16 protein-coding genes and 1 pseudogene are annotated in these 18,358 nt (G+C 70.1%); 6 read left to right on the forward strand and 11 right to left on the reverse strand.

Annotation, left to right across the window (positions count from 1 at the left end; all coding sequences use genetic code 11):
* Positions 1-94: 94 nt before the first annotated feature.
* The gene (locus A3IC_RS0112450; protein WP_020550383.1) at positions 95-1,633 is read left to right on the forward strand and encodes a rhamnulokinase; all 1,539 of its coding nucleotides are present in this window, start codon (positions 95-97) and stop codon (positions 1,631-1,633) included.
* A gap of 122 nt (positions 1,634-1,755) precedes the next feature.
* On the forward strand, positions 1,756-2,367 hold the full coding sequence (locus tag A3IC_RS53985; RefSeq protein ID WP_020550384.1) for a TetR family transcriptional regulator: 612 nt from the start codon (positions 1,756-1,758) through the stop codon (positions 2,365-2,367).
* 21 nt (positions 2,368-2,388) lie between these two features.
* On the opposite strand, the gene A3IC_RS0112460 is transcribed toward A3IC_RS53985, so the two are convergent.
* The 6 genes from A3IC_RS0112460 to A3IC_RS0112485 are packed head-to-tail and all read right to left on the reverse strand — an operon-like array spanning position 2,389 to position 8,948.
* Positions 2,389-4,074, reverse strand: coding sequence for a pyridoxal-dependent decarboxylase (locus tag A3IC_RS0112460; RefSeq protein ID WP_020550385.1), 1,686 nt, complete (start codon positions 4,072-4,074; stop codon positions 2,389-2,391).
* Positions 4,075-4,124: 50 nt separating this feature from the next.
* Positions 4,125-5,636, reverse strand: coding sequence for an APC family permease (locus tag A3IC_RS53990; protein ID WP_020550386.1), 1,512 nt, complete (start codon positions 5,634-5,636; stop codon positions 4,125-4,127).
* A 1-nt stretch (position 5,637) separates the two neighbouring features.
* Entirely contained in the window at positions 5,638-6,615 is a 978-nt protein-coding gene (locus A3IC_RS0112470; protein WP_020550387.1) for a hypothetical protein, read from the reverse strand.
* A 29-nt stretch (positions 6,616-6,644) separates the two neighbouring features.
* Complete coding sequence (locus tag A3IC_RS53995; protein ID WP_020550388.1) at positions 6,645-7,250, reverse strand: flavin reductase family protein; 606 nt, start codon at positions 7,248-7,250, stop codon at positions 6,645-6,647.
* Positions 7,247-7,783, reverse strand: coding sequence for a hypothetical protein (locus A3IC_RS0112480; RefSeq protein ID WP_020550389.1), 537 nt, complete (start codon positions 7,781-7,783; stop codon positions 7,247-7,249). Before A3IC_RS0112480 ends, A3IC_RS53995 begins: the two co-directional genes overlap by 4 nt.
* 28 nt (positions 7,784-7,811) lie before the next feature.
* Positions 7,812-8,948 (reverse strand): acyl-CoA dehydrogenase family protein, encoded by a 1,137-nt coding sequence (locus A3IC_RS0112485; RefSeq protein WP_020550390.1) that lies wholly within the window; start codon positions 8,946-8,948, stop codon positions 7,812-7,814.
* A gap of 234 nt (positions 8,949-9,182) precedes the next feature.
* Between A3IC_RS0112485 and A3IC_RS0112490 the strand changes: the two genes are divergently transcribed.
* Positions 9,183-10,196 (forward strand): DUF2156 domain-containing protein, encoded by a 1,014-nt coding sequence (locus A3IC_RS0112490; protein WP_026218177.1) that lies wholly within the window; start codon positions 9,183-9,185, stop codon positions 10,194-10,196.
* A gap of 79 nt (positions 10,197-10,275) precedes the next feature.
* The gene (locus A3IC_RS54000) at positions 10,276-10,476 is read left to right on the forward strand and encodes a hypothetical protein (protein ID WP_106668879.1); all 201 of its coding nucleotides are present in this window, start codon (positions 10,276-10,278) and stop codon (positions 10,474-10,476) included.
* Here A3IC_RS54000 and A3IC_RS0112500 read toward each other — a convergent pair.
* Entirely contained in the window at positions 10,450-11,970 is a 1,521-nt protein-coding gene (locus A3IC_RS0112500; protein ID WP_020550393.1) for an MmgE/PrpD family protein, read from the reverse strand. The genes A3IC_RS54000 and A3IC_RS0112500 overlap by 27 nt on opposite strands.
* Positions 11,967-12,920: a diacylglycerol/lipid kinase family protein gene (locus tag A3IC_RS0112505; RefSeq protein WP_020550394.1), complete on the reverse strand. Its 954-nt coding sequence runs from the start codon at positions 12,918-12,920 to the stop codon at positions 11,967-11,969. Before A3IC_RS0112505 ends, A3IC_RS0112500 begins: the two co-directional genes overlap by 4 nt.
* 681 nt (positions 12,921-13,601) lie before the next feature.
* On the opposite strand from A3IC_RS0112505, the gene A3IC_RS0112510 reads away from it, so the two are divergent.
* Positions 13,602-14,372 (forward strand): AfsR/SARP family transcriptional regulator, encoded by a 771-nt coding sequence (locus A3IC_RS0112510; RefSeq protein ID WP_026218178.1) that lies wholly within the window; start codon positions 13,602-13,604, stop codon positions 14,370-14,372.
* 103 nt (positions 14,373-14,475) lie between these two features.
* A pseudogene (locus A3IC_RS68580) lies at positions 14,476-14,568 on the forward strand.
* 301 nt (positions 14,569-14,869) lie between these two features.
* Here the strand turns inward: A3IC_RS68580 and A3IC_RS0112520 are convergent.
* The 3 genes from A3IC_RS0112520 to A3IC_RS0112530 are packed head-to-tail and all read right to left on the reverse strand — an operon-like array spanning position 14,870 to position 18,312.
* Entirely contained in the window at positions 14,870-15,844 is a 975-nt protein-coding gene (locus A3IC_RS0112520; protein ID WP_020550397.1) for an LLM class flavin-dependent oxidoreductase, read from the reverse strand.
* Between the two features lie 51 nt (positions 15,845-15,895).
* Positions 15,896-16,687 carry a thioesterase II family protein gene (locus tag A3IC_RS0112525; RefSeq protein WP_020550398.1) on the reverse strand — a complete coding sequence of 264 codons (792 nt, stop codon included), beginning with the start codon at positions 16,685-16,687 and terminating at the stop codon, positions 15,896-15,898.
* Positions 16,684-18,312 carry a long-chain-fatty-acid--CoA ligase gene (locus A3IC_RS0112530; RefSeq protein WP_020550399.1) on the reverse strand — a complete coding sequence of 543 codons (1,629 nt, stop codon included), beginning with the start codon at positions 18,310-18,312 and terminating at the stop codon, positions 16,684-16,686. The genes A3IC_RS0112525 and A3IC_RS0112530 overlap by 4 nt, the downstream gene beginning before the upstream one ends.
* Between the last annotated feature and the right edge of the window lie 46 nt (positions 18,313-18,358).

An 18,358-nucleotide genomic window follows, 5' to 3' on the forward strand; every position in this document is an offset into this window, starting at 1 on the left:
GCCGTGCCGCTCCCCGCCGGATGAGGGTTCGCCGGGAGAGCGGCACGGCCACGCCACACGCCAGACCCCAACCGAAACGATTGCCGAGGCCGCCATGTCCCATCCCGATCAGCTCGCAGGCTTCGCCGCAGTGGACCTCGGAGCGTCCAGCGGACGAGTGATCGTCGGCAGAGTCGGGCGCGAGGCCATCGACCTGAGCGAGGTCCACCGCTTCGCCAACACGCCGGTGAGTGTCGGCGGCGTGTTGCACTGGGACATTCTGAATCTGTACGCGGGGGTGCTCGACGGCCTGCGCGCGGCCGGACGGGTGGCCGGGCAGACGGCCGGGCGGATACGCAGCGTCGGCATCGACTCCTGGGCGGTGGACTACGGCCTGCTGGACGCCTCCGGCGCGCTCCTCGGCAACCCCGTGCACTACCGCGACGCACGCACCGACGGAGTCCCGGAAAGGGCGTACGCGACGGTGCCACCCGACGAGCTCTACGCCAGGACCGGCATCCAGCACGCCCCGTTCAACACCATCCACCAGTTCCTCGCCGCCCGCGGCACACCCCAGTTCGCCGCAGCGCGCCGCGCGCTGCTGATTCCCGACCTGCTCGCGTACTGGCTGACCGGCCAGGCCGGGACCGAACTCACCAACGCTTCCACCACCCAGCTTCTCGACCCGGCCACGGGGCAGTGGGCCGACGACGTGGCCAGGCGCCTCGGCATCGACACCACACTGTTCCCGGCACTGCGCGAACCCGGCGACCACGGGGGCTTCCTGCGCGACGACGTGCTGATCGAGACCGGCCTGACCGGCCCGGTCGCGCTGACGGCGGTCGGCTCGCACGACACCGCGTCCGCCGTCGTCGGCGTACCGGCCCGGGACGCGCGTTTCGCCTACATCTCCAGCGGCACCTGGTCGCTCGTCGGTCTCGAACTGGACGAGCCCGTCCGCACCGAGGACAGCCGCCGCGCCAACTTCACCAACGAACTCGGCGTCGACGGCACGATTCGCTATCTGCGCAACATCATGGGCCACTGGCTGCTCCAGGAGTGCATGCGCCAATGGACCCATGAAGGACGACCCCAAGACCTGACGACCCTGCTCGCCGCGGCGGCCGACGTGCCCCCGCTCGGATCGATCATCGACGCCGGCGACCCGGGCTTCCTCGCTCCGGGGGACATGCCCCGGCGCATCGCAAAGGCGTGCGCGGCCGCGGGTGACCCCGCGCCCGGCACGCCCGCCGAACTCGCCCGGTGCATCTTCGACAGCCTGGCGCTGGCCCACCGCGAGGCGATCACCGACGCGCAGCGCCTGTCCGGACGCGGCGTCGACACGGTGCACATCGTCGGCGGCGGCGCACGCAACGCACTGCTGTGCCAGGCCACGGCCGACGCCTGCGGCCTGCCGGTGGTGGCGGGACCGGTGGAGGCCGCCGCACTGGGCAACATCCTGGTGCAGGCCAGGTCGCACGGAGCCGTGCGCGGCTCACTCGCCGAGTTGCGCTCGCTGATCCGCCACACCCAAGCTCTGCGCACGTACTCGCCCCGTGGCACGCGGGCTTGGGACGCCGCGGCACAACGCCTGGCCGCGCGCCGCGCCCGCCGACCCGCCGCGATCACCGGGAAGCCCGCGACCCCCTCCTGAACAGGTGATGTCGCCCCCCCGCGGCATCCGCCGCGGACGGTCCCGGGACGGGGCCGGTTGCGTACCATCACCGAGGGTCGACGGCCCGACGCCGTCGCGGGAACGACAGGGGTGCACCGGACATGCACGGACCGGCGGGGGACTCGAAGGCACCCACGGGCCTGCGCGAGCGCAAGAAGGCGCGGACCCGGCAGGTGATCTCCTCGGTCGCGTTCGACCTGTTCGAGGAGCAGGGTTTCGAGCAGACCACGATCGAGCAGATCTGCCGTCGGTCCGAGGTGGCTCACCGCACCTTCTTCCGCTACTTCCCGACCAAGGAATCCCTGCTGTTCGGCTGGGACTTCGGCAACCTCATCCTGGACGGGTTCGCCGCCGCGCCCGCCGACCTGGACCTGGTGTCCGCGCTGGAGTACGCGATGACGGTCAGTCAGGGCAACCTCGAGGAACAGGCCGAGCAGACCACCCGCCGGCAGGCCCTGCGCCGCCGCTTCATGGACATCCGCGCGGTGCACGACCACGGCGTGGCGTTGATCGACCTCGTCAACCAGCGGATGGTGTCCACCGCCGCCGCCCGGCTGGGCGTGGACCCGCGCGAGGACCTGCGCCCGCACGCGCTGGGCGCGCTCGTGGCGGCGATGACCCGACGCCGGGTGATCGACGGCGTCGACCCCGGGTCGATGGCCCTGTGGGCCGACGCCTTCCGGACGCTGCTGCCGGCGCCGACGGACGGCTGAGCGCTGCCCCTCGGGTTCGCCTCAGGTGACCACTCGTGGGCGGGGCCGGCGCGGTGGGTCGGCCGTCGGCTCCGGGGGGAACGCGCCGGGCCGATGCAGATCCGCGATCAACTCGTCCACCAGCTCCCTGCTCAGGTGCCGCATCACATACAGGTGCACGTACGTGCGCGGCACGCCGTTCACCGGCACGGTCTCGCCGGCGAGCGAGTAGCGGTGGACGATCTCCGCGCGCGGTTGCCGAAAGCGCACCGTCAACGCCTGTGGGCTGCGCGCCACCCACAGGTCCCGGCCGAGCCGGTGCTGGAGGTCGAGCAGGCGCTCGTGCGCGTACCCGGCCAGACGATCGCAGCCCGCCGCCAGCCGGACCTGATCGTCGTAGGAGTGCCGGGCCAGGTGGTCCCACATCAACAGCGCGGAGAAGCCGTTGCGCGAGCCCGCGAACGTGGTGTCGGCGGCGCCGATGTACTCCGAGGACTTGGGCGGGGTCATCTGCAGGCCGGTGCGGGTCATGAACACGCCGCAGGCCCACGGCGTACCGAACCACTTGTGCCCGCTCATCGTCAGCGAGTGCACGTCGGCGATCCGGAAGTCGAACACGGGCGGCGCCTGGTCCACCATGCCCACGTTCCGGGCCATCTCCAGAAACGGCGCGTACCCGGCCCCCAGCGCACCGTCGATGTGCAGCCAGTACCCCGAGCGCTCGTCGTGGTCGTCGGTCGCGGCCCGCCGGATCCGCCGCCGGTGCAGCCCGTATTCGGTGCAGATCCCGCGCACGGTGCGAGCCACCGCCGCGACGTCGTCGTAGGCGCCCTTGAACGTGGAGCCGTAGTTCAGGCTGACCAGGATCGGATACCCGCGGCAGGCGAAGAAGCGCACCAGGGTGGCCAGCCGCTCGATGTCGATCGCGCCGTCCGCGGTGCTGGGCACCTCGGTCGGCCAGGGAGCCCCGGGCCGAAGCGGGTTCTCGTTCGGGTAGCGGGTGCTGCCGACCGCATGGAAGGTGTCGATGGCCAGCGCCCGCACGGCCTTGGTCAGCGAGTAGTGGGTGTCCTCGGAGAAGAACGCGATCGGATGGAAGGCGTTGGGGCCGTGCTCCTCACCCTTCGGAGCCTGTTCGTAGGTGAGCACTCCCGTGCCGCGGTCGTGCGCGCGCAGCCGCTTGCCGGCGAGGTAGTCGCGCGCGTTCCACAGACCGTAGAGGTTGCCCTCGCTGGAGCCCATGGTGAGCAGATAGCCCCAGTACGACTCCGGGTCGCGCTCGTCGTGCGGCCACTTGGCGTGCCACAACGATGCGAAGTAGTCCAGCACCGCCCGCTCCAGCACCTTGGAGTTGAGCGTGTACGAACTGGACTGGAACGGATCGCCGACGTTGTTGAGGTGCCGGTCGAGATAGTGGGCCAGGCGCGGCCGGTAGTCCAGGTCGCTGGTGACCTGGTAGCCGGCGAAGTTGCGAGTCTGCGTGTCGATGTGGCTGCGGAACAGCGCCTCGGCCTCCTCGTACTGTCCGGGATCCAGTCCGCCCGGCGGCAACTGCACCTTGGCGTGCGGCACTTCCGGAACGCCGATGTAGGCGTCCCGGGGATCGGCGGACGGGGGAGTGCCGTACGGTAGGCCGCCGACGAGCCGCAGGTCGCTGAAGGTCTTCTGCCACGGGGCGTCCTCGGGCCCGAAGGGGATGTCCGAGGGGGCTTCGGCGTCGTGTGCCATCAGGGCCGGTCCTTTCGCTTCGCTACACGATGTCCGGTGCGTCGACCGGGTCACTGCACCGTCGGGGTGAGGTTGCCGGCGGCATCCGTCGGCCGCGGATCCGCCGTCGTGGCCGGATCGGGGGTCGGCCGGGCCGGGTCGGGCATGCCGCCCAGGCGCGCGTACCGCTCCGGTCGGGCCACGCGCATCCGGTACGCGAACCCGACGCCGGCAGCGGTGACCGCGGGCAACAACCAGGGCAGCGCGGTGACCACCGGATTCGTGGTCCCGGTCAGCACGTCGAAGTTGCACACCACGAGTACGGCCGCGACGGTCAGTCCCACGGCACCCGACACGGGCGCGACCAGGGTCTGCCACCGACTCTCGTGGCGACGCCGGAAGTAGCCCACCACGGCCACCGACGCCAGCGCCTGGAGCAGGATGATGCCGAGCGTGCCCAACCCCAGCATGCTCGTCGACATGTTCACGTACGGATCCAGGCCGGCGCCGGCGAACGCGACCACCAGCACCGCACTGAAACCGCTCTGCACCAGGCTCGCCCGATGCACCGAGCCGTGCCGCCCGTGCGCCGCGCACAACCGGGCCGGCAACAACCCGTCCCGGCTCAGCGCGTACATGTAGCGGTTGGCGGCGTTGTGCAGCGCCAACCACGCGGCGAACAGGCTCGTGCACAGCAGCACCTGCATGGTGATGGTGGCCGGGTGGCCGAGATAGTCGTCGCCGAGCCGGAAGAACAGGTCGCCCAGGTGCTGTTCGGCCTCGGCCCGAACCCGGCCCGGGCCCACCGCGCCGACCGCGACCCAACTGGTGAGCGCGTAGAAGGAGGCGACCACCACCACGGCGATCACGGTGGCCCGCGGCACGCTGCGCCGTGGCGCCTTGGCCTCCTCGCCGTACAGCGCTGCGGATTCGAAGCCGAGGAACGACGCGAATCCGAACATCACCGACACACCCAGCCCCGGGGCGACCACATGGTCCGGGGCGAAGGACGTCAGCGGCAACGACGCCGTGCCGTGCCGGCTCAGGACGGCGATGTCCAGCGCGAGCAACATGGCGATCTCGCAGATCATGCACGCGGACAACAACCGCGCGCTGAACTCCGCCTCGCGGTAGCCCAGCGCGCCCACCACGAGCAGACCGACGAACGCCCAGACCTCCCACGGCAGATCCAGACCGTGACCCGCGGCCACGTCCTGGGTGAAGTAGGCGAAGGCGCCCAGGACCCCGACGGTTGCCGCGTTGTACGCCAGCACCGCCAACAGCCCCGCGCCGGCCGCGATCGGGCGGCCGAGACCGTGCGCGATATGCGCGTAGAAGCCACCCATGTTGCTCATCCGCCGGGCGATCGCGGCGTAGCCCACGGAAAAGCAGAGCAGGGTCAGCCCGGCGAAGACGAACATGGCCGGAACCCCGGGACCGGTGCCGATGGCGAAGGACAGCGGGACGGTGAACACCATCGCGGCCAGCGGCGCGGCGGCCGCGATGATGATGAACACGATCTTCGGCGTGGTCAGCGTGCGCCGGAAGTCGGTGCCCGGCGCGGTGGATGCGGAGCCGGCCATGTCAGGTCAGCCGCAGGATCTCGACGGCTTCCGGCAGGCCCATGTACGCCAGACGGATCGCCGCCATCTCGTCGGTCCAGCGCTCGGCCGTCGCGTAACGCTCCTCGGCGTCGGTGTCCACCAGCCGAGTCCCCGGCCAGACCTCGTAGTCGCCGACCAGATCGGCGTGACGGCGCAGGCCCTCCTGGAACAGGTGCTCGCGGACCATGATGTATTTCCGGTCCGGGATGGTGTCCCACAACAACCGGCCGCGCCGGATCACCCGCAACAGCCGGTCGCGCGACTCGGGATGACGCAGCAGATGCTCGCGCACGATGGAACTGCCCACCGTCAGATGGCGGATCTCGTCGATCGCCGCCCCCCGGGCGATGGCCGCGGCGGCCGGGTCGAGCAGGCACCACTTGCGCTCGCTCAACTCGGCCGCCGGCGCCAACACACCCTCGATGACGATGGTGAACACCGCGACGCCGCCGATGAAGTCGCCGTCGTCGCGGACCGTGCGCACCGCGAAGTCGAGAATCGGGTCCAGCACGTCGTGCCGGTAGTCGGTGCTCAGCTCGTCGATCGTCGCGTGCAGGTCGGCGGCGGGCACGCCCATCTCCACCAGGTGCCCGCGGAAGACCATCGAGTGCCGGGCCTCGTCGAGCAACTGGGTGGCGAAGAAGTCCAGTTCGGCGAGCCCGGGAGCACTCGCCACATAGTGCGCCAGCGCCCGGGTGCCCTGCGCCTCGGCAACCGAGCGGCAACCCAGTTCCAACAGTTGCGCATCGCGCAACGGGCCGTCCACGCACATGTGTGCCGGCGTGGGCTCGGCCGCGGTGTGCCCGGTCCGCGCCCGGTCGCGCAGTGTGCCCTGGGCGACCCCGCGCAGCCAGTAGGCCAGATCGCACTGTTCGGCGGTCAACTCCAGGTTCATCGCGCCGTCGAGCAGGCCCGGCGCGGTGTCCCAATCGGTCTCGGGCGGTATGGACGTTGCCATGACGGGATCTCCCGGTTCGTGGGGGTGACTCAGTCGAGGGTGGTCGTGGTGTCGGTGCGCCAGCCCTGGCGGCGGCGCACCCCGTGGAACTCGACGTCGTGCAACCGGCCGGCGAAGCCGATCAGCGGCCGACCCGAGCCGGCGCGGGCGTGCACGATCTCCGCCACCAGCAGGTGCTCGCCCGCGCCCAACGGCACGTGATTGCGCAACCGGCAGTCGAACCAGGCCAACGCGTCCACCAGCAGCGGGATGTCGGTGCCCGGATCGAGCTCGGACCGGACCAGATCGAACTGGGCGATCCCGGGCGGACGGCGCGGATTGGCGAACCAGTCGGCGAGCAGGGCCTGGCGCGAGGAGAGCACGTTGACGAAGAACCGGCCGCTGCGCCGGATCAGCTCGGTCATCGGCGAGCCGCCGCGCAGGCACACGCCGAGCCGCAGCGGCTGTTGGGAGAGCACCGTGGTGGTGGAGACCGTGGCGCCGTGCGCCGACTCCTGGTGGGCCGAGGTCAACACCGCAACGCCGGTGGGCAGCAGCCGCGACATCTCACGCAACTCCCGCGCCCGGTCGCCCTGGGGCCGGGGCCGATCGGCGAGTCCCAGTGCCGGCTCCGGGCCGGTCGACTCCGCACTCATCGGCTCGGCCGGGCGGCGGAGGCCGCCGCCGGGGTCGATGCCGCGGTGGCCGCCGGGGTCGATACCCGCCCCGGATCGGTGCCCGGGCGGCCCTTGCCGAACAACCGCCGTGACAACCGCGCGAAGTCCTCGTCCGGGGTCGGCTCGAAGGGCAACGCGAAGGGCTTGAGGAAATTGCCGAACACGCCCCGATCGGCGCACAGGTGGATGGGGATCGCCAGCAGCGCCCACTCCGCACCGCTCAGCCCGATCCACACACCGATCACCGCCGCCTGGGTGATCAGGCTGTGCATCGTGTTGTAGGCGATGTAGTAACCCTTGGGGATGCGCTTGGTGGTGCTGCGCCGGAAGGCGATCGCCCCCGGGATGTAGCCGATGAGGTCGATGTAGACGAACAGCAGGACGGCCGGCAGCCAGCGCACGTCGCCGCTGTGCGCGATGAACAGCGCCAGCGAGACGCCCAGCCCGACCAGGTATTCGCCGCGGTGGAGGCGGAAGGTGGTGGGGGAATCGAACACGTTGACCTGATCCATCTGAACTCCACTGGTCGAGGGTGCCGGTTCAGATCCGCAGCGGTCCGCCGTTGAAGTACTCGACGAGGTGCGGCGAGGAGGAGGTCCGGCCGGGCGGGTGGAAGGCCAAGGGGTGCAGGGCCGAGGACAGGTAGGCGATCTCCGGCGACTTGATGAAGGCGATGCCGCCGAGGAGTTCCACCGCCTGCTCGGACACCGTCGCCAGCGACTTTTGAATGGCGAACCGGGCGGTCAGTGCCGCGGCGACGGATTCCTCGCCGGTGACGCCGTCCCGCAGCGCCCGGGCGGTGCCCTCGGTCAGGCCGACGGCCGCTTCCAGCTGGATGCCCAGCGCCGCCCGGTCGGTGACCGTGCCGCGTTCGCGCTTCATCACCGATTCGGTCAGCGCCGACGCCGCGCCCACGTAGGCGGAGGTGATCAACAACTCGAACCAGACGAAGGTGGCCTCCTGGAGGTCGTCCAGCCGGCTGGGATCGTCGGCCGTGCCCCGGATCACCAGGTGCTCGGGCACGTGCACGTCGTGCAGTCGCACCTCGTCGCTCTGCGCGGCGGCCAGTACCGGACTGTCCCAGAACGGATGCACCGAGATCCCGGCGGAGTCCGCCGGGATCAACAGCACCGCCAGCGAGGTCCGGCCGTCCGCATCGGGCACCGTGACGCTGGCCGTGAGCAGATCCATGGAGCGGGAGAGGCTGCACGGCTTCTTCGAGCCGTTGACGACGAACCCATCCGCGACCGCCTCGGCGGTCACCGCCGGGCTCAGGATGTCCTGTTGGGTGCGCCCCTCGGCCCAGCCCGAGGCCAGCAACATGCCCTCGGGCGCGATCCGGGCGAGCACCTGCTTCTGCTCCGGCGTCGGCGGCACCACGCGGTCCGCGAGGGCGAACAGCATCGCCACGGTGAAGTTGTGCATGGTGGCGCCGGCCGCCAGCGATGGCGAGTACGCGCCCAACGCCCGGGTGACCCGGACGGCGTCCAACGCGTCCGCACCGATGCCGCCGTAGGCCCGGGGCACGAGCAGACCCGCGCCGCCGTGCTCCTTGAAGATGTCCACCACGGGACTGCCGCTCGCCTCGCGCTCGGGCATCGGCAGTGCGTCCAGTGCCTTCAGCAGGCCGGGATGATGCCGTTCACAGGTCTCGCGGGCGATGTCGAGAGAAAGCATCCGGGGTTGCCTCCGGTATTTGATGGGAATGCCGTGGGCTCACCGTCACACGACACTCTGACTGCCGCCTGACATCATTCTGATGAAAGGAGAACCGACATCGGTGGCGATGCTTCTGACACGGTGATGACGCCCGACTGACAGTCGACCGACAAACTCGCACCGGCATTGCGTGCGACGGTGCTCCGCATCATCATGAGCGGTGGATCGTGACACCGCTGACCAGGAGCCCAAATGACACAGGGAACAGTGACAGAGGCGGCGCACGCCTCGGCGGAATACGCGCTCGAAGCGATACGCAAATACACCCGTGCGGAAAACCCGAGTTCCTTCCTCGCGGTCAACCGGGGGAATTCGTATTTCACACTTCCGGGACGCCCGGGAATCATCGTCTACCGCCCCGCCGGGAAATACCTGGTTCAGTTCGGCGGACCCTTCGCGCCGGACGAGTCCTACGTGGACCTCATGCGCGCGTTCACCGAGTACACCGTGGCACACGGCCGGCGTCAGGCGATCATCCAGCTCCAGCTGCACGACGCCCGCATCCACGCCCGGCACGGCTACACGGTGAACCAGGTGGGCGCGTCCTACGCCGTCGACCTGGGCGCCTTCACCGTCGCCGGCACCCGGTACATGCAGCTGCGCAACAAGATCTCGCGGGCCCTGCGCAGCGGCCTGACCGTGGTGGAGGCCGACTACGAACAGTGGCAGGAGGGCGTCGCGGACATCGACCGGCGCTGGCTCCCGCTCAAGGGCGAGGGCGCCCGTCCGCTGGAATACCTGGTCGGCCAGACGGGCGGGGACATGCAACGGCTGCGCCGGTTGTTCCTGGGCCACATCGACGGCGAGGCCATCGGATACGTCTCCTATTCACCTGTGTACGGCACGTACGACGGATGGATGCACGACCTGAGCCGGCGTCTTCCGGAAAGCCCGGCCGGTGTCATGGAGGCCTGCAACAAGGCGGCGATCGATACCTTCCGGGCCGAGGGAGTGCCCTGGCTGCATTTCGGCTTCACGCCGTTCACCACACTCGAGGAGGAGCGCGAGATGCCCGGCCACAGCCTCGGCTTCAAGTGGCTCATGCATTACCTCTGGGAGAACCAGGTCGTCTACCCGGCCTCGTCCCAGCTGGCCTATAAGGACAAATGGAACCCGACGCTGGTCACCACGGAGTACGCGGGATTTCCGGACGGGGCCAGTGCGGAGGGTTTCGTGAACATCTGGCGGGCCGCGAACGCGATGTGACGAGTCGGGAAACAAACGAAAACGTGATCGGGATCCACCGTTCGGACCCCACCCGAACCTTCGGGAGATGGAGATGTCGATGAGCGCGAACACGACCACGAATGTCGAGAGCGGCTCGATCGAGGCCATGCGGGAGCAGTTGACCTCGGGCTTCCTCGCGTTGTGCGCCGACCCGGACGACGCAGCGGCGGCCGGCCGCGCGGACGGCGCGCTGCACGCGCTGGATGTCCTGCTGGCGACGGCCGCGGAGGGTTCACAGGCCGAGGGCCTGTTCGAGTAGCGCACGCAGCCGTGTCGGGTCGGTCCGCGCCAGCCCCGGCCACTGCCGGGTCACCGCGGCCGGCCCGCCCAGCGCACGGAACTTCGCAGCGATCAACTCACGGTGACATGACCGTAGTTCCGGCCCGATGCCACCCTTGGGGATGCGGTACTCGCGGACCAGGACCCGACCGTCGCGCAGTTCGACCCGCACCCGGGCCGGCGTCGGCTTCTCGGCGGCGGTGAAGTCCTCGGCCGGTGCGCCCGGCGCGGGAGCGAGGTCGAGCAACTCCGCGCCGCCGAACTCCGCCAGCCAGGCCCGTCCCGCAGCGCCCGCCTGCCGCAGCGCCTCCCCGAACGGCGCGTCACCGGCCAGCAGTTCGCGAGTCATCTCGCGATCGTGCACGAGTCGGACCTTGGCCGCGAGCCGCCAGCGCTCGGGTGTGTCGACCCGGGGCGTGGTGAAGTCCTCGATGACCAGTTGCCCGGTCAACAGCGCGGTGGCCACCGGGTAGGGGGTATCGAGTACCAGGGCGCCGATCGGTGTCCGCGGCCCGTCGAGATAGGGCCCGGCCTTGCGGGCGGCGAAGAGCGTGTAGACGGAGCACTCCACGACTACCTCGTGCACGTCCTCCACCGCCCACGTGCCCAACTCACGGTGCAGGTCGATGGCGCAATCGACGGCCGCGTCGATGCCGGGACCGCCGGGGTGCAGCTTGAACGAGAGCGTCTCGGTGTGCCAGCGCCGGCCCAGGCCCAGGGCCGGCGCATCCGGCAGCGGAACGGTGGCGAACCGGGCGAGGAAGCCGTCGGGATGCTCGACGATGTCGGCCGCGCCGTGCAGGCCGCCGGTCGCGGCGTCGCAAGCGTCCAGGCCCATTCGCACGGCGACCGGGACGTGCAGCAGTCGGGCGTCGCCCGCGATGAAGCCGCGCAGCAGGGTCCACGGCGGCGCGCTCAGGGCCAGTGCGAGGGCGTCGAGCCACCGTCCGGCAGGGGCCCGTTCGCACGCGAGCCGGCCGGCGACCGCGCCGACGACATGGGTGTGCAGCGCGGTCTGCCCGCGGAACGGGCCCAGGGTGGCCGCCGAGGTGATCCGCGCGGAGCATTCGTCGGCCAGGATCACCGCACGCAGCAACTCGGCGCCGGACAGCCCGAGAGCATGTGCGTACGCGAGCGGGACACCCACCGTCGAGGGGCCCAGATGGCCGGCGTAGGCGGTGTCGTCGAGGTTGAGCCAGGCGCCGACGCCGCTCAGGACGCGCGCGGACTGGGCGGTGTCGGCCTGGAACGGGACGCCCAGCGCCCGAACCAGACGGTGTCCGTCCGGCTGTCGCAACCCGGTTCGGATCGCCGCGACCTGGGAGAGCACGTGGGTGGCGGCGAAGTCGACCACTCGCGGCGGGACATCGGACAGTTCCAACCCGGCTGCCCAGTGGGCCAGTTGCTCCAGCGGACCGCCGCCGCCCGCGGTCGGCGCGACGGGTGTCGTGCTCTCGACCCGCCGGTCGCTCATCCGCCGGTCCGCTTCGGGGAGGCGAGCACGTGCAGCGCGCGCGGCAACACGTCGACGGTGATCGTGCCGCGCTCGGTGGGCACCACCTCGCCGTCGTGTTCGAAGTGCAGCGGGAGGCCGTCCAGTCGCTCCAGGGTGACCGATCGCCCGCGGGCATAGGTCGAACCCGCGACGTCGAGATGGTCGCCGGTGCGCATCAGTTCCAGTGCCTTCTCGGCGGGGATACCGGTGTCGAGCACGCACACGTCCAACAGTCCGTCGTCGCGGATCGACCTCGGCAGCACGTTCAGCACGCCGGCCCGGTGCCGCCCGCCGCCGACGTTGGCCAGGATCGTGCGGCCCGACTGGATCACCGCGCCGTCCACGAGCACCCGGCCGGGATAGGGCCGATAGGTGCGCAACGACTCGGCGATGGCCTGTTGGTAGCGCGGACGCCCGGCGACCGGGGAGTTGCGGGCCCGGTCGGTCGCTTCGGCGAACAGGCCGGTGCTCAGCCCCAGCACGACCAGCCGCGCGGGGTCCGCGAGCCGGGCCAGGTCCAGGTGGCGATGGTCGGCGTCGCCGTTGAGGACGGCGAGCAGCGACTGTTGCCACGGCACGTCGTCCCACAAAGAGCGGTAGTTGGAGTTCGCGGTGCCGCCGGGCAGGACGGCCAGCGGCGGCGGTGCGGCGGCGCCGCCCCCGACCAGGCCCGCCACGACGTCGCGCAGCGTCCCGTCGCCGCCGATGCACACCACCAGGTCGGCGCGTGTCGCACCGGCCGCCAGGTCGGCCGCCAACGCGGTGGCGTGTCCGGGGTGTTCGGTGGGCGCGACCCGCACGTGGTCCGAGTGCTCCCGACAGACGTCGGTGACCGCCGACAGATACTCGGGGGTCGTGGAGCCGGCCCGCGGGTTGACAATGATTACGATGTTGGGAAAGCGACTTCCGTAAGTCCCGAACTCGTCCAAGGCCGGTCCACCGCCCGTTGTCTAGCCGTTAACCATTTCCGGATGCGGGGTGCGGAGATGATCCATCGACCAGTTCGCCGGTCCCGACGGAATACACACTGCTCGATGCATCTGATCTCGCTCTGACACGGTTCTGACCCGCGGGTGCGCCCGGCCTTTCTTGATCCGCGGCTTTCCGGTGTCAAGATCGGAAAAGCGATCGCGCCCGACTTCCGGCAAATGATTCGTAAATACTCTTGTAGGTATGGCAGGGTAATGTGCAACGATTCTGCCGATGACTGCCGATCGGTCATGGATCGGGGTTGATCAAAAGACGGGGTGATATATTTGAGCCAACCATTGACTGGCTCCGCATCTTTGAGCCATCAGGGTATGAGGTCTCGCCACGGGGGATGAAGATCAATTTTCTGGCGTTTAAAATTTGTCGCATAATTGCGAGATGCCCGATGTCGACGTCTTTTTGACGTCTGGTCGACTCGGGCTTGGCCGGGGTGCGGGTGTGCGGAAAATACGGTCGCGCCGCCGGCCCGGGGGTACGGGGGACCCGTTGTCGTGCGGCCGGGTTGTCGCGTGCTCCGCAGGGCCTGGTGACCGGAGGGGGCCGGCGTGCGCCGCTTTCGCCTTCTCGGGGGCTGAGTGCCCGGTTCGTACGATTCAGGGTGTGGATGCGCAGGAGGCGTGATGCTTACGTTCCAGCTGCTGGGAGCCATCGGGGCAAGATCGGAAAAGGGGGAATTGCGATTGTCGGGGACGCTCCAGCGAACCCTCTTGGCCGCGCTGCTGATAGCCGAAGGTAGTCCGGTATCGAGAGGCGGCCTGATCGACGAAATGTGGGGGAGTAACCCTCCGGTTGTGGTCGAGAACGCCATCCAGGCACACGTCAGTCGACTTCGTCGCAAGCTCGCGGCGCTCGAGGACGATCCCGAGAAAACCAGGTTACTCACCGAGCATGCGGGATATCGCCTCATTCTGGACGGCGCGACACTCGATGTGGCCGTCTTCGTCCAGGAATACGAGCGGATCAAATTCGGCAATCTTCCGCGCGGCGTGGCGGCGCGGGAAATACGTGGTGTGCTCAAGATTTGGCGCGGACCGATCTTCGGCGGCTCGCACGTGGGCCAGGCGTGCCAGGCCGCGGCCGCGCGCTACGAGGAGACCAGGCTCGCGCTGCTCGAGTTCCTCTTCGACTGCGAGCTGGAGAACTTCGAGCATCGGCGGATCATCCCGGAGCTGCAGACCCTCCTGGTCGAGCACCCGTACAACGAGCGCTTTCGCCAGCAACTGATGGTCGCGCTGTACCGCTGCGGCCGGCAGACCGACGCGCTCGACGTCTACCGAGGGTTGCACATCCAACTGTCCGAGGAATTGGGACTGTCCCCGTCGCCCATCATGCGGGACTACGAACGGGCCGTGTTGGAACAGGACCCCTCGCTGCACGTGCGGTCCACCTGAGGACAGGCGAGGGCGTCATCGCGACGTCAGCGCCCGGTCAGCGGGGGCCGGCATAGTGGAACACGTGAACGACACCGAGTCCCAAGGACTCGGGTCGGGATCGGGAGAGGTGCCCGGAGCGGCTGATCGGGGACCGAAGGCATCGCCGAGGTCGGATTCCACGGAGTCCACGCAGGTTCGAATCCTGCCCTCTCCGCCCACGCGAAACCGAGCCCAGAGGCCCGCCGTCGGCGTCACCGCCCATGTGGGACCCGGAGCCCGAGACCCGGCCGTCGATCCGGGCCGGCAACGCGGGCATCCCACGCGGCATCGCGGATCGACGGGGCCGGCGCACGATCCGCCCGCCCTCCGCGGTTTTCGGCCGGTCCATTCGCGGCCGGATCCGCGCGCATCGGCGCCGCCCACCGCTCGGGTGAGCAAACCCCGATCGCCCGTGCCCGACCCGCACACGCGTGCGACGGGCCGACCACGGGCGATGGGAAACGCCACCGGCGAGGTCACCGGTGGATCGCCGGCAACACCCGCTCGGCGATCTCCTCGAGTTGTCCGGCGGGCTCCAGCGAGCCGACCCGGATGACGATGTGCCGGGCTCCGGCGCTCACGTAGGCGGAGAGCCAGTTCGCACACTTGGCCGCCGAGCCCCAGCAATACGCCTGGATCTGCGCCATCTCGGCCAGCGAACGCCGGTAGTAGCGCTGCGCGTAGTGCTCCAATTCGGCCTCTGCGGCGGCCTCGTCCCGGTTCACGTTGACGGTCGCGTACAACCCCGGCGTGACCGCGTCCGCCGGCCGCCCGGCCTTGTGGACCAGCTCCTGGATCCGCTGCCACGCGCGGGCGTAGGCGGACACCGAGGGCAGGTACGGCAACCAGCCGTCGTAGCGCCGGGCCACCCGACGCAGCACCGCCGGTGTATCGCTGCCGGCCAGCCACAGCGGCGGCCCGCCGATCCGCGCCGGACGCAGCAGCAGGTCCAGGTCCGCGGCCTGCGGATGCCGTCCGGCGAAGTCGGTCGGGATGCCGGATTCGCCGCTGCACCAGGCCCGGCGCCACAGGTCGACGATCTCGTCCAGGCGGCCGGCCCGGCCGGTGTAGACCGCCCCGACGGCGGCGAACTCCCGTTCGGTCTCCGGGATCGGGAAGCCCGAGCCCAGGCCCAGGGTCAACCGGCCGGCGGCCACGTGGTCCACGCTGGTGATCAGGTTCGCGCCGATCAACGGATGCCGCAGAGCCGGGGTCAGCGCCGCGGTGCCCAGGCCGATCCGGTGGGTGGCCGCCGCGGCGGCGGACAGCACCACCAGCGGATCCAGCCGCGCCCGGGCGATCAGCGAGTCCCCGGCCCACAACGAATCGAAGCCGAGCAGCTCCGCCCGGATGGCGAAATCGATCAGCGGGCGGGCATCCGGGGCACCGACGATGGCCTGTTCGCGAGTCGGCAACAGGATCCCGAAGTGGGGCAGGGCAGAGCGGGGCATGGTGTGCTCCTTGACGGCTACCGGGACGGCGGTCGGGCCGGCACGCGCGGATCAACCGCGCGCGGCGGCCTCCAATCGGTAGAGGTGACCGCAGAAGTCCTGGGTGATCGCCTCCACGTGGGTGTCGATGAAGAAGTGACCGCCCGGGTATTCCCGGTGCCCCAGATACTGCGGGCTGCGCGGGATCCAGGACTCGAACGCGTCCTCCTCTTCCTGGAGTCCGTCGCTGCGACCGCCGTAGGACACCAGCGGACACGGCACCAACGCGCCGAGGTCCACCCGCTGGGCGGCCACCGAAAGGTCGGCGCGCAGAGCGGGGATCACCATCGCCAACATCGCGGGGTTGTCGTAGATTTCGGCCGGGAACGAACCGAGCCGCTTGATCCAGGAGACCAGTTGCTCCTCCGGCATCTCGATGTGCTCGTCCGTCGGGCAGAAGAACCCGGTCGGCGCCCAGCCGGACATGCCCACCATGAGTGGTCCCGGTACCCCGTCCCGCTCCATGCGCACCGCCAACTCGTAGGCGAGCTGCGCGCCGAGGCAGTGTCCGAAGAAGGCGAACGGACGGTGGTCGGAGGCGCCGAGGACGGCCTCGTACAGTCCTTCCACCAGGGGCTGCCACTCGGTGTACGAGGTCTCGCCGCGGCGCTCCTGGCGGCCCGGCAGGGTCACCGCCTGGGCGCCGATGTCGGCCGGCAACACTTCGGGCCAGTCCCGGTAGATGATCGCCCCGCTGCCCGCGTGCGGGAACAACAACAGGCGGATCCGGGCCTCGGGGTCCGCCTCGGCGGGCTGAAACCACTGGCCCGGCCTGGACATCTTCTTGGCTATCGCGGTGCTCACCGTGAAGTTCCTTCCATTGCCTCGGCTGTCGTCGCGGGCCCGTGGCCCGCGGTGTCCGTGTCCGGCACGGACCGTGCACTTTCCAACCGCTCCCGGACCACCCGGCGCAGGATCTTCCCGGCGGGATTGCGCGGGAGCGCGGGCAGGACGTGGTAGGCGGAGGGGATCTTGTAGTCGGCGATCCGGCCGCGCAGGAAGAGCATCAACTCGCGCGGTGTGGCCCGCCGATCGGGCCGAAACGCCACACACGCGTGCACCGCCTCGCCCCAGCGGGCATCGCCGAGGCCGACCACCGCGCTCTCCGCGACGGCGGGATGCTCGGCGAGTTCCTTCTCGATCTCGGCCGGATAGATGTTCTGGCCGGCGACGATGATGGTGTCGTCGATGCGGTCGCAGACGTACAGGTAGCCGTCCTCGTCGAGATAGCCGTTGTCGCCCATGTACAGCCAACCATCGCGCAGCGTACGGGCGGTGGCATCGGGGCGGTTCCAATAGCCGAGCATGCGAGAGGGGGTGCGGATGCAGATCTGGCCGATCTCACCGGTCGGCAACTCCCGCCCGGCGTCGTCCAGGATGCGCAATTCGTTGCCCGGACACACCCGGCCGGCCGAGCGCAGCAGCGGACTGCCCGGCCGGTGGTCCGCCGGCGGCAGGCACACCGGAACACTGGCCGTCTCGGTGCTGCCGTAGATCTGCACGAACTCGCAGCGAAAGACCTCCAGGCTCCGGGTCAGCAGGTTGGTGGAGATGGGTTCGCCGCCGTAGGCGACCTTGCGCATCGACACGAACGCCTCGGGGCTCGCGTCGCGTTCGTCGAGCATCATCCGCAACATGGCGGGCGCGGCGAAGGTGGTGGTCACGCCGAGCGTGCGGATCAGCCGGACCGCCTCCTGCGCGACGAACGCACGCATGACCACGTTGGTCAGACCGGCGTTGAAACCCTGCCAGAACCATGCGGTGCCCGCGGTACCCAGACCGGGCAGCGAGATCAGGTTGACGTCCTCGGGCAGCCAGTCCACCCAGTCCACGCCGGCCGCACGCATCGCGGCGGGGAAGGTGAAGAAGCTGCGATGCGGCACCACGGCACCCTTGGGCAGGCCGGTGGTGCCACTGGTGTAGATCTGCACCACCGCGTCCTCGGGATCGACCACGGTGTCGATGTCGGTGTCCGGCGCGTCCGCCGACCACGCGTGCAGACCGCCGCCGACGTCGTCGCCGCGGTCGATCCGCACCAGGGTCCGCAGTGCCGGCAGGGTGGGTTGTACCGGCTCGACCACCGAGTCGAACTCGCCGTCGAAAAACAGCAGTTGCGCGCCGGAGTCGCGCAGGATGTGATCGGCCTCCCGGGCGGTCAGCCGCCAGTTGACCGGCACCAGCACCGCGCCGACCTTGGCGCATGCGAGCACGATCGTGTAGTAGTACTCGGACTCGCGGCCGAGCCAGGCCACCCGGGCGCCGTGCCCGACGCCCGCCGAACGCAGGGCATGGGCCGCGCGGTTGCTCATGCGGTGCAGCTGCGCGTAGTCGATCCGGCGGCCCTGGCAGATGATCGCCGGGTGCTCGGCGCGGTCGCGGGCATGTGCGGCGGACGTGGCGACCAGCGTCCACTGCCTGGCGTCGTCCATGGTCTCCTCCGAGGGTGATGCGGCCCGGGGGCCGGTCGGTCCGGGC

This window comes from Embleya scabrispora DSM 41855, assembly GCF_000372745.1.
GTDB classification, from domain to species: Bacteria; Actinomycetota; Actinomycetes; order Streptomycetales; family Streptomycetaceae; genus Embleya; species Embleya scabrispora.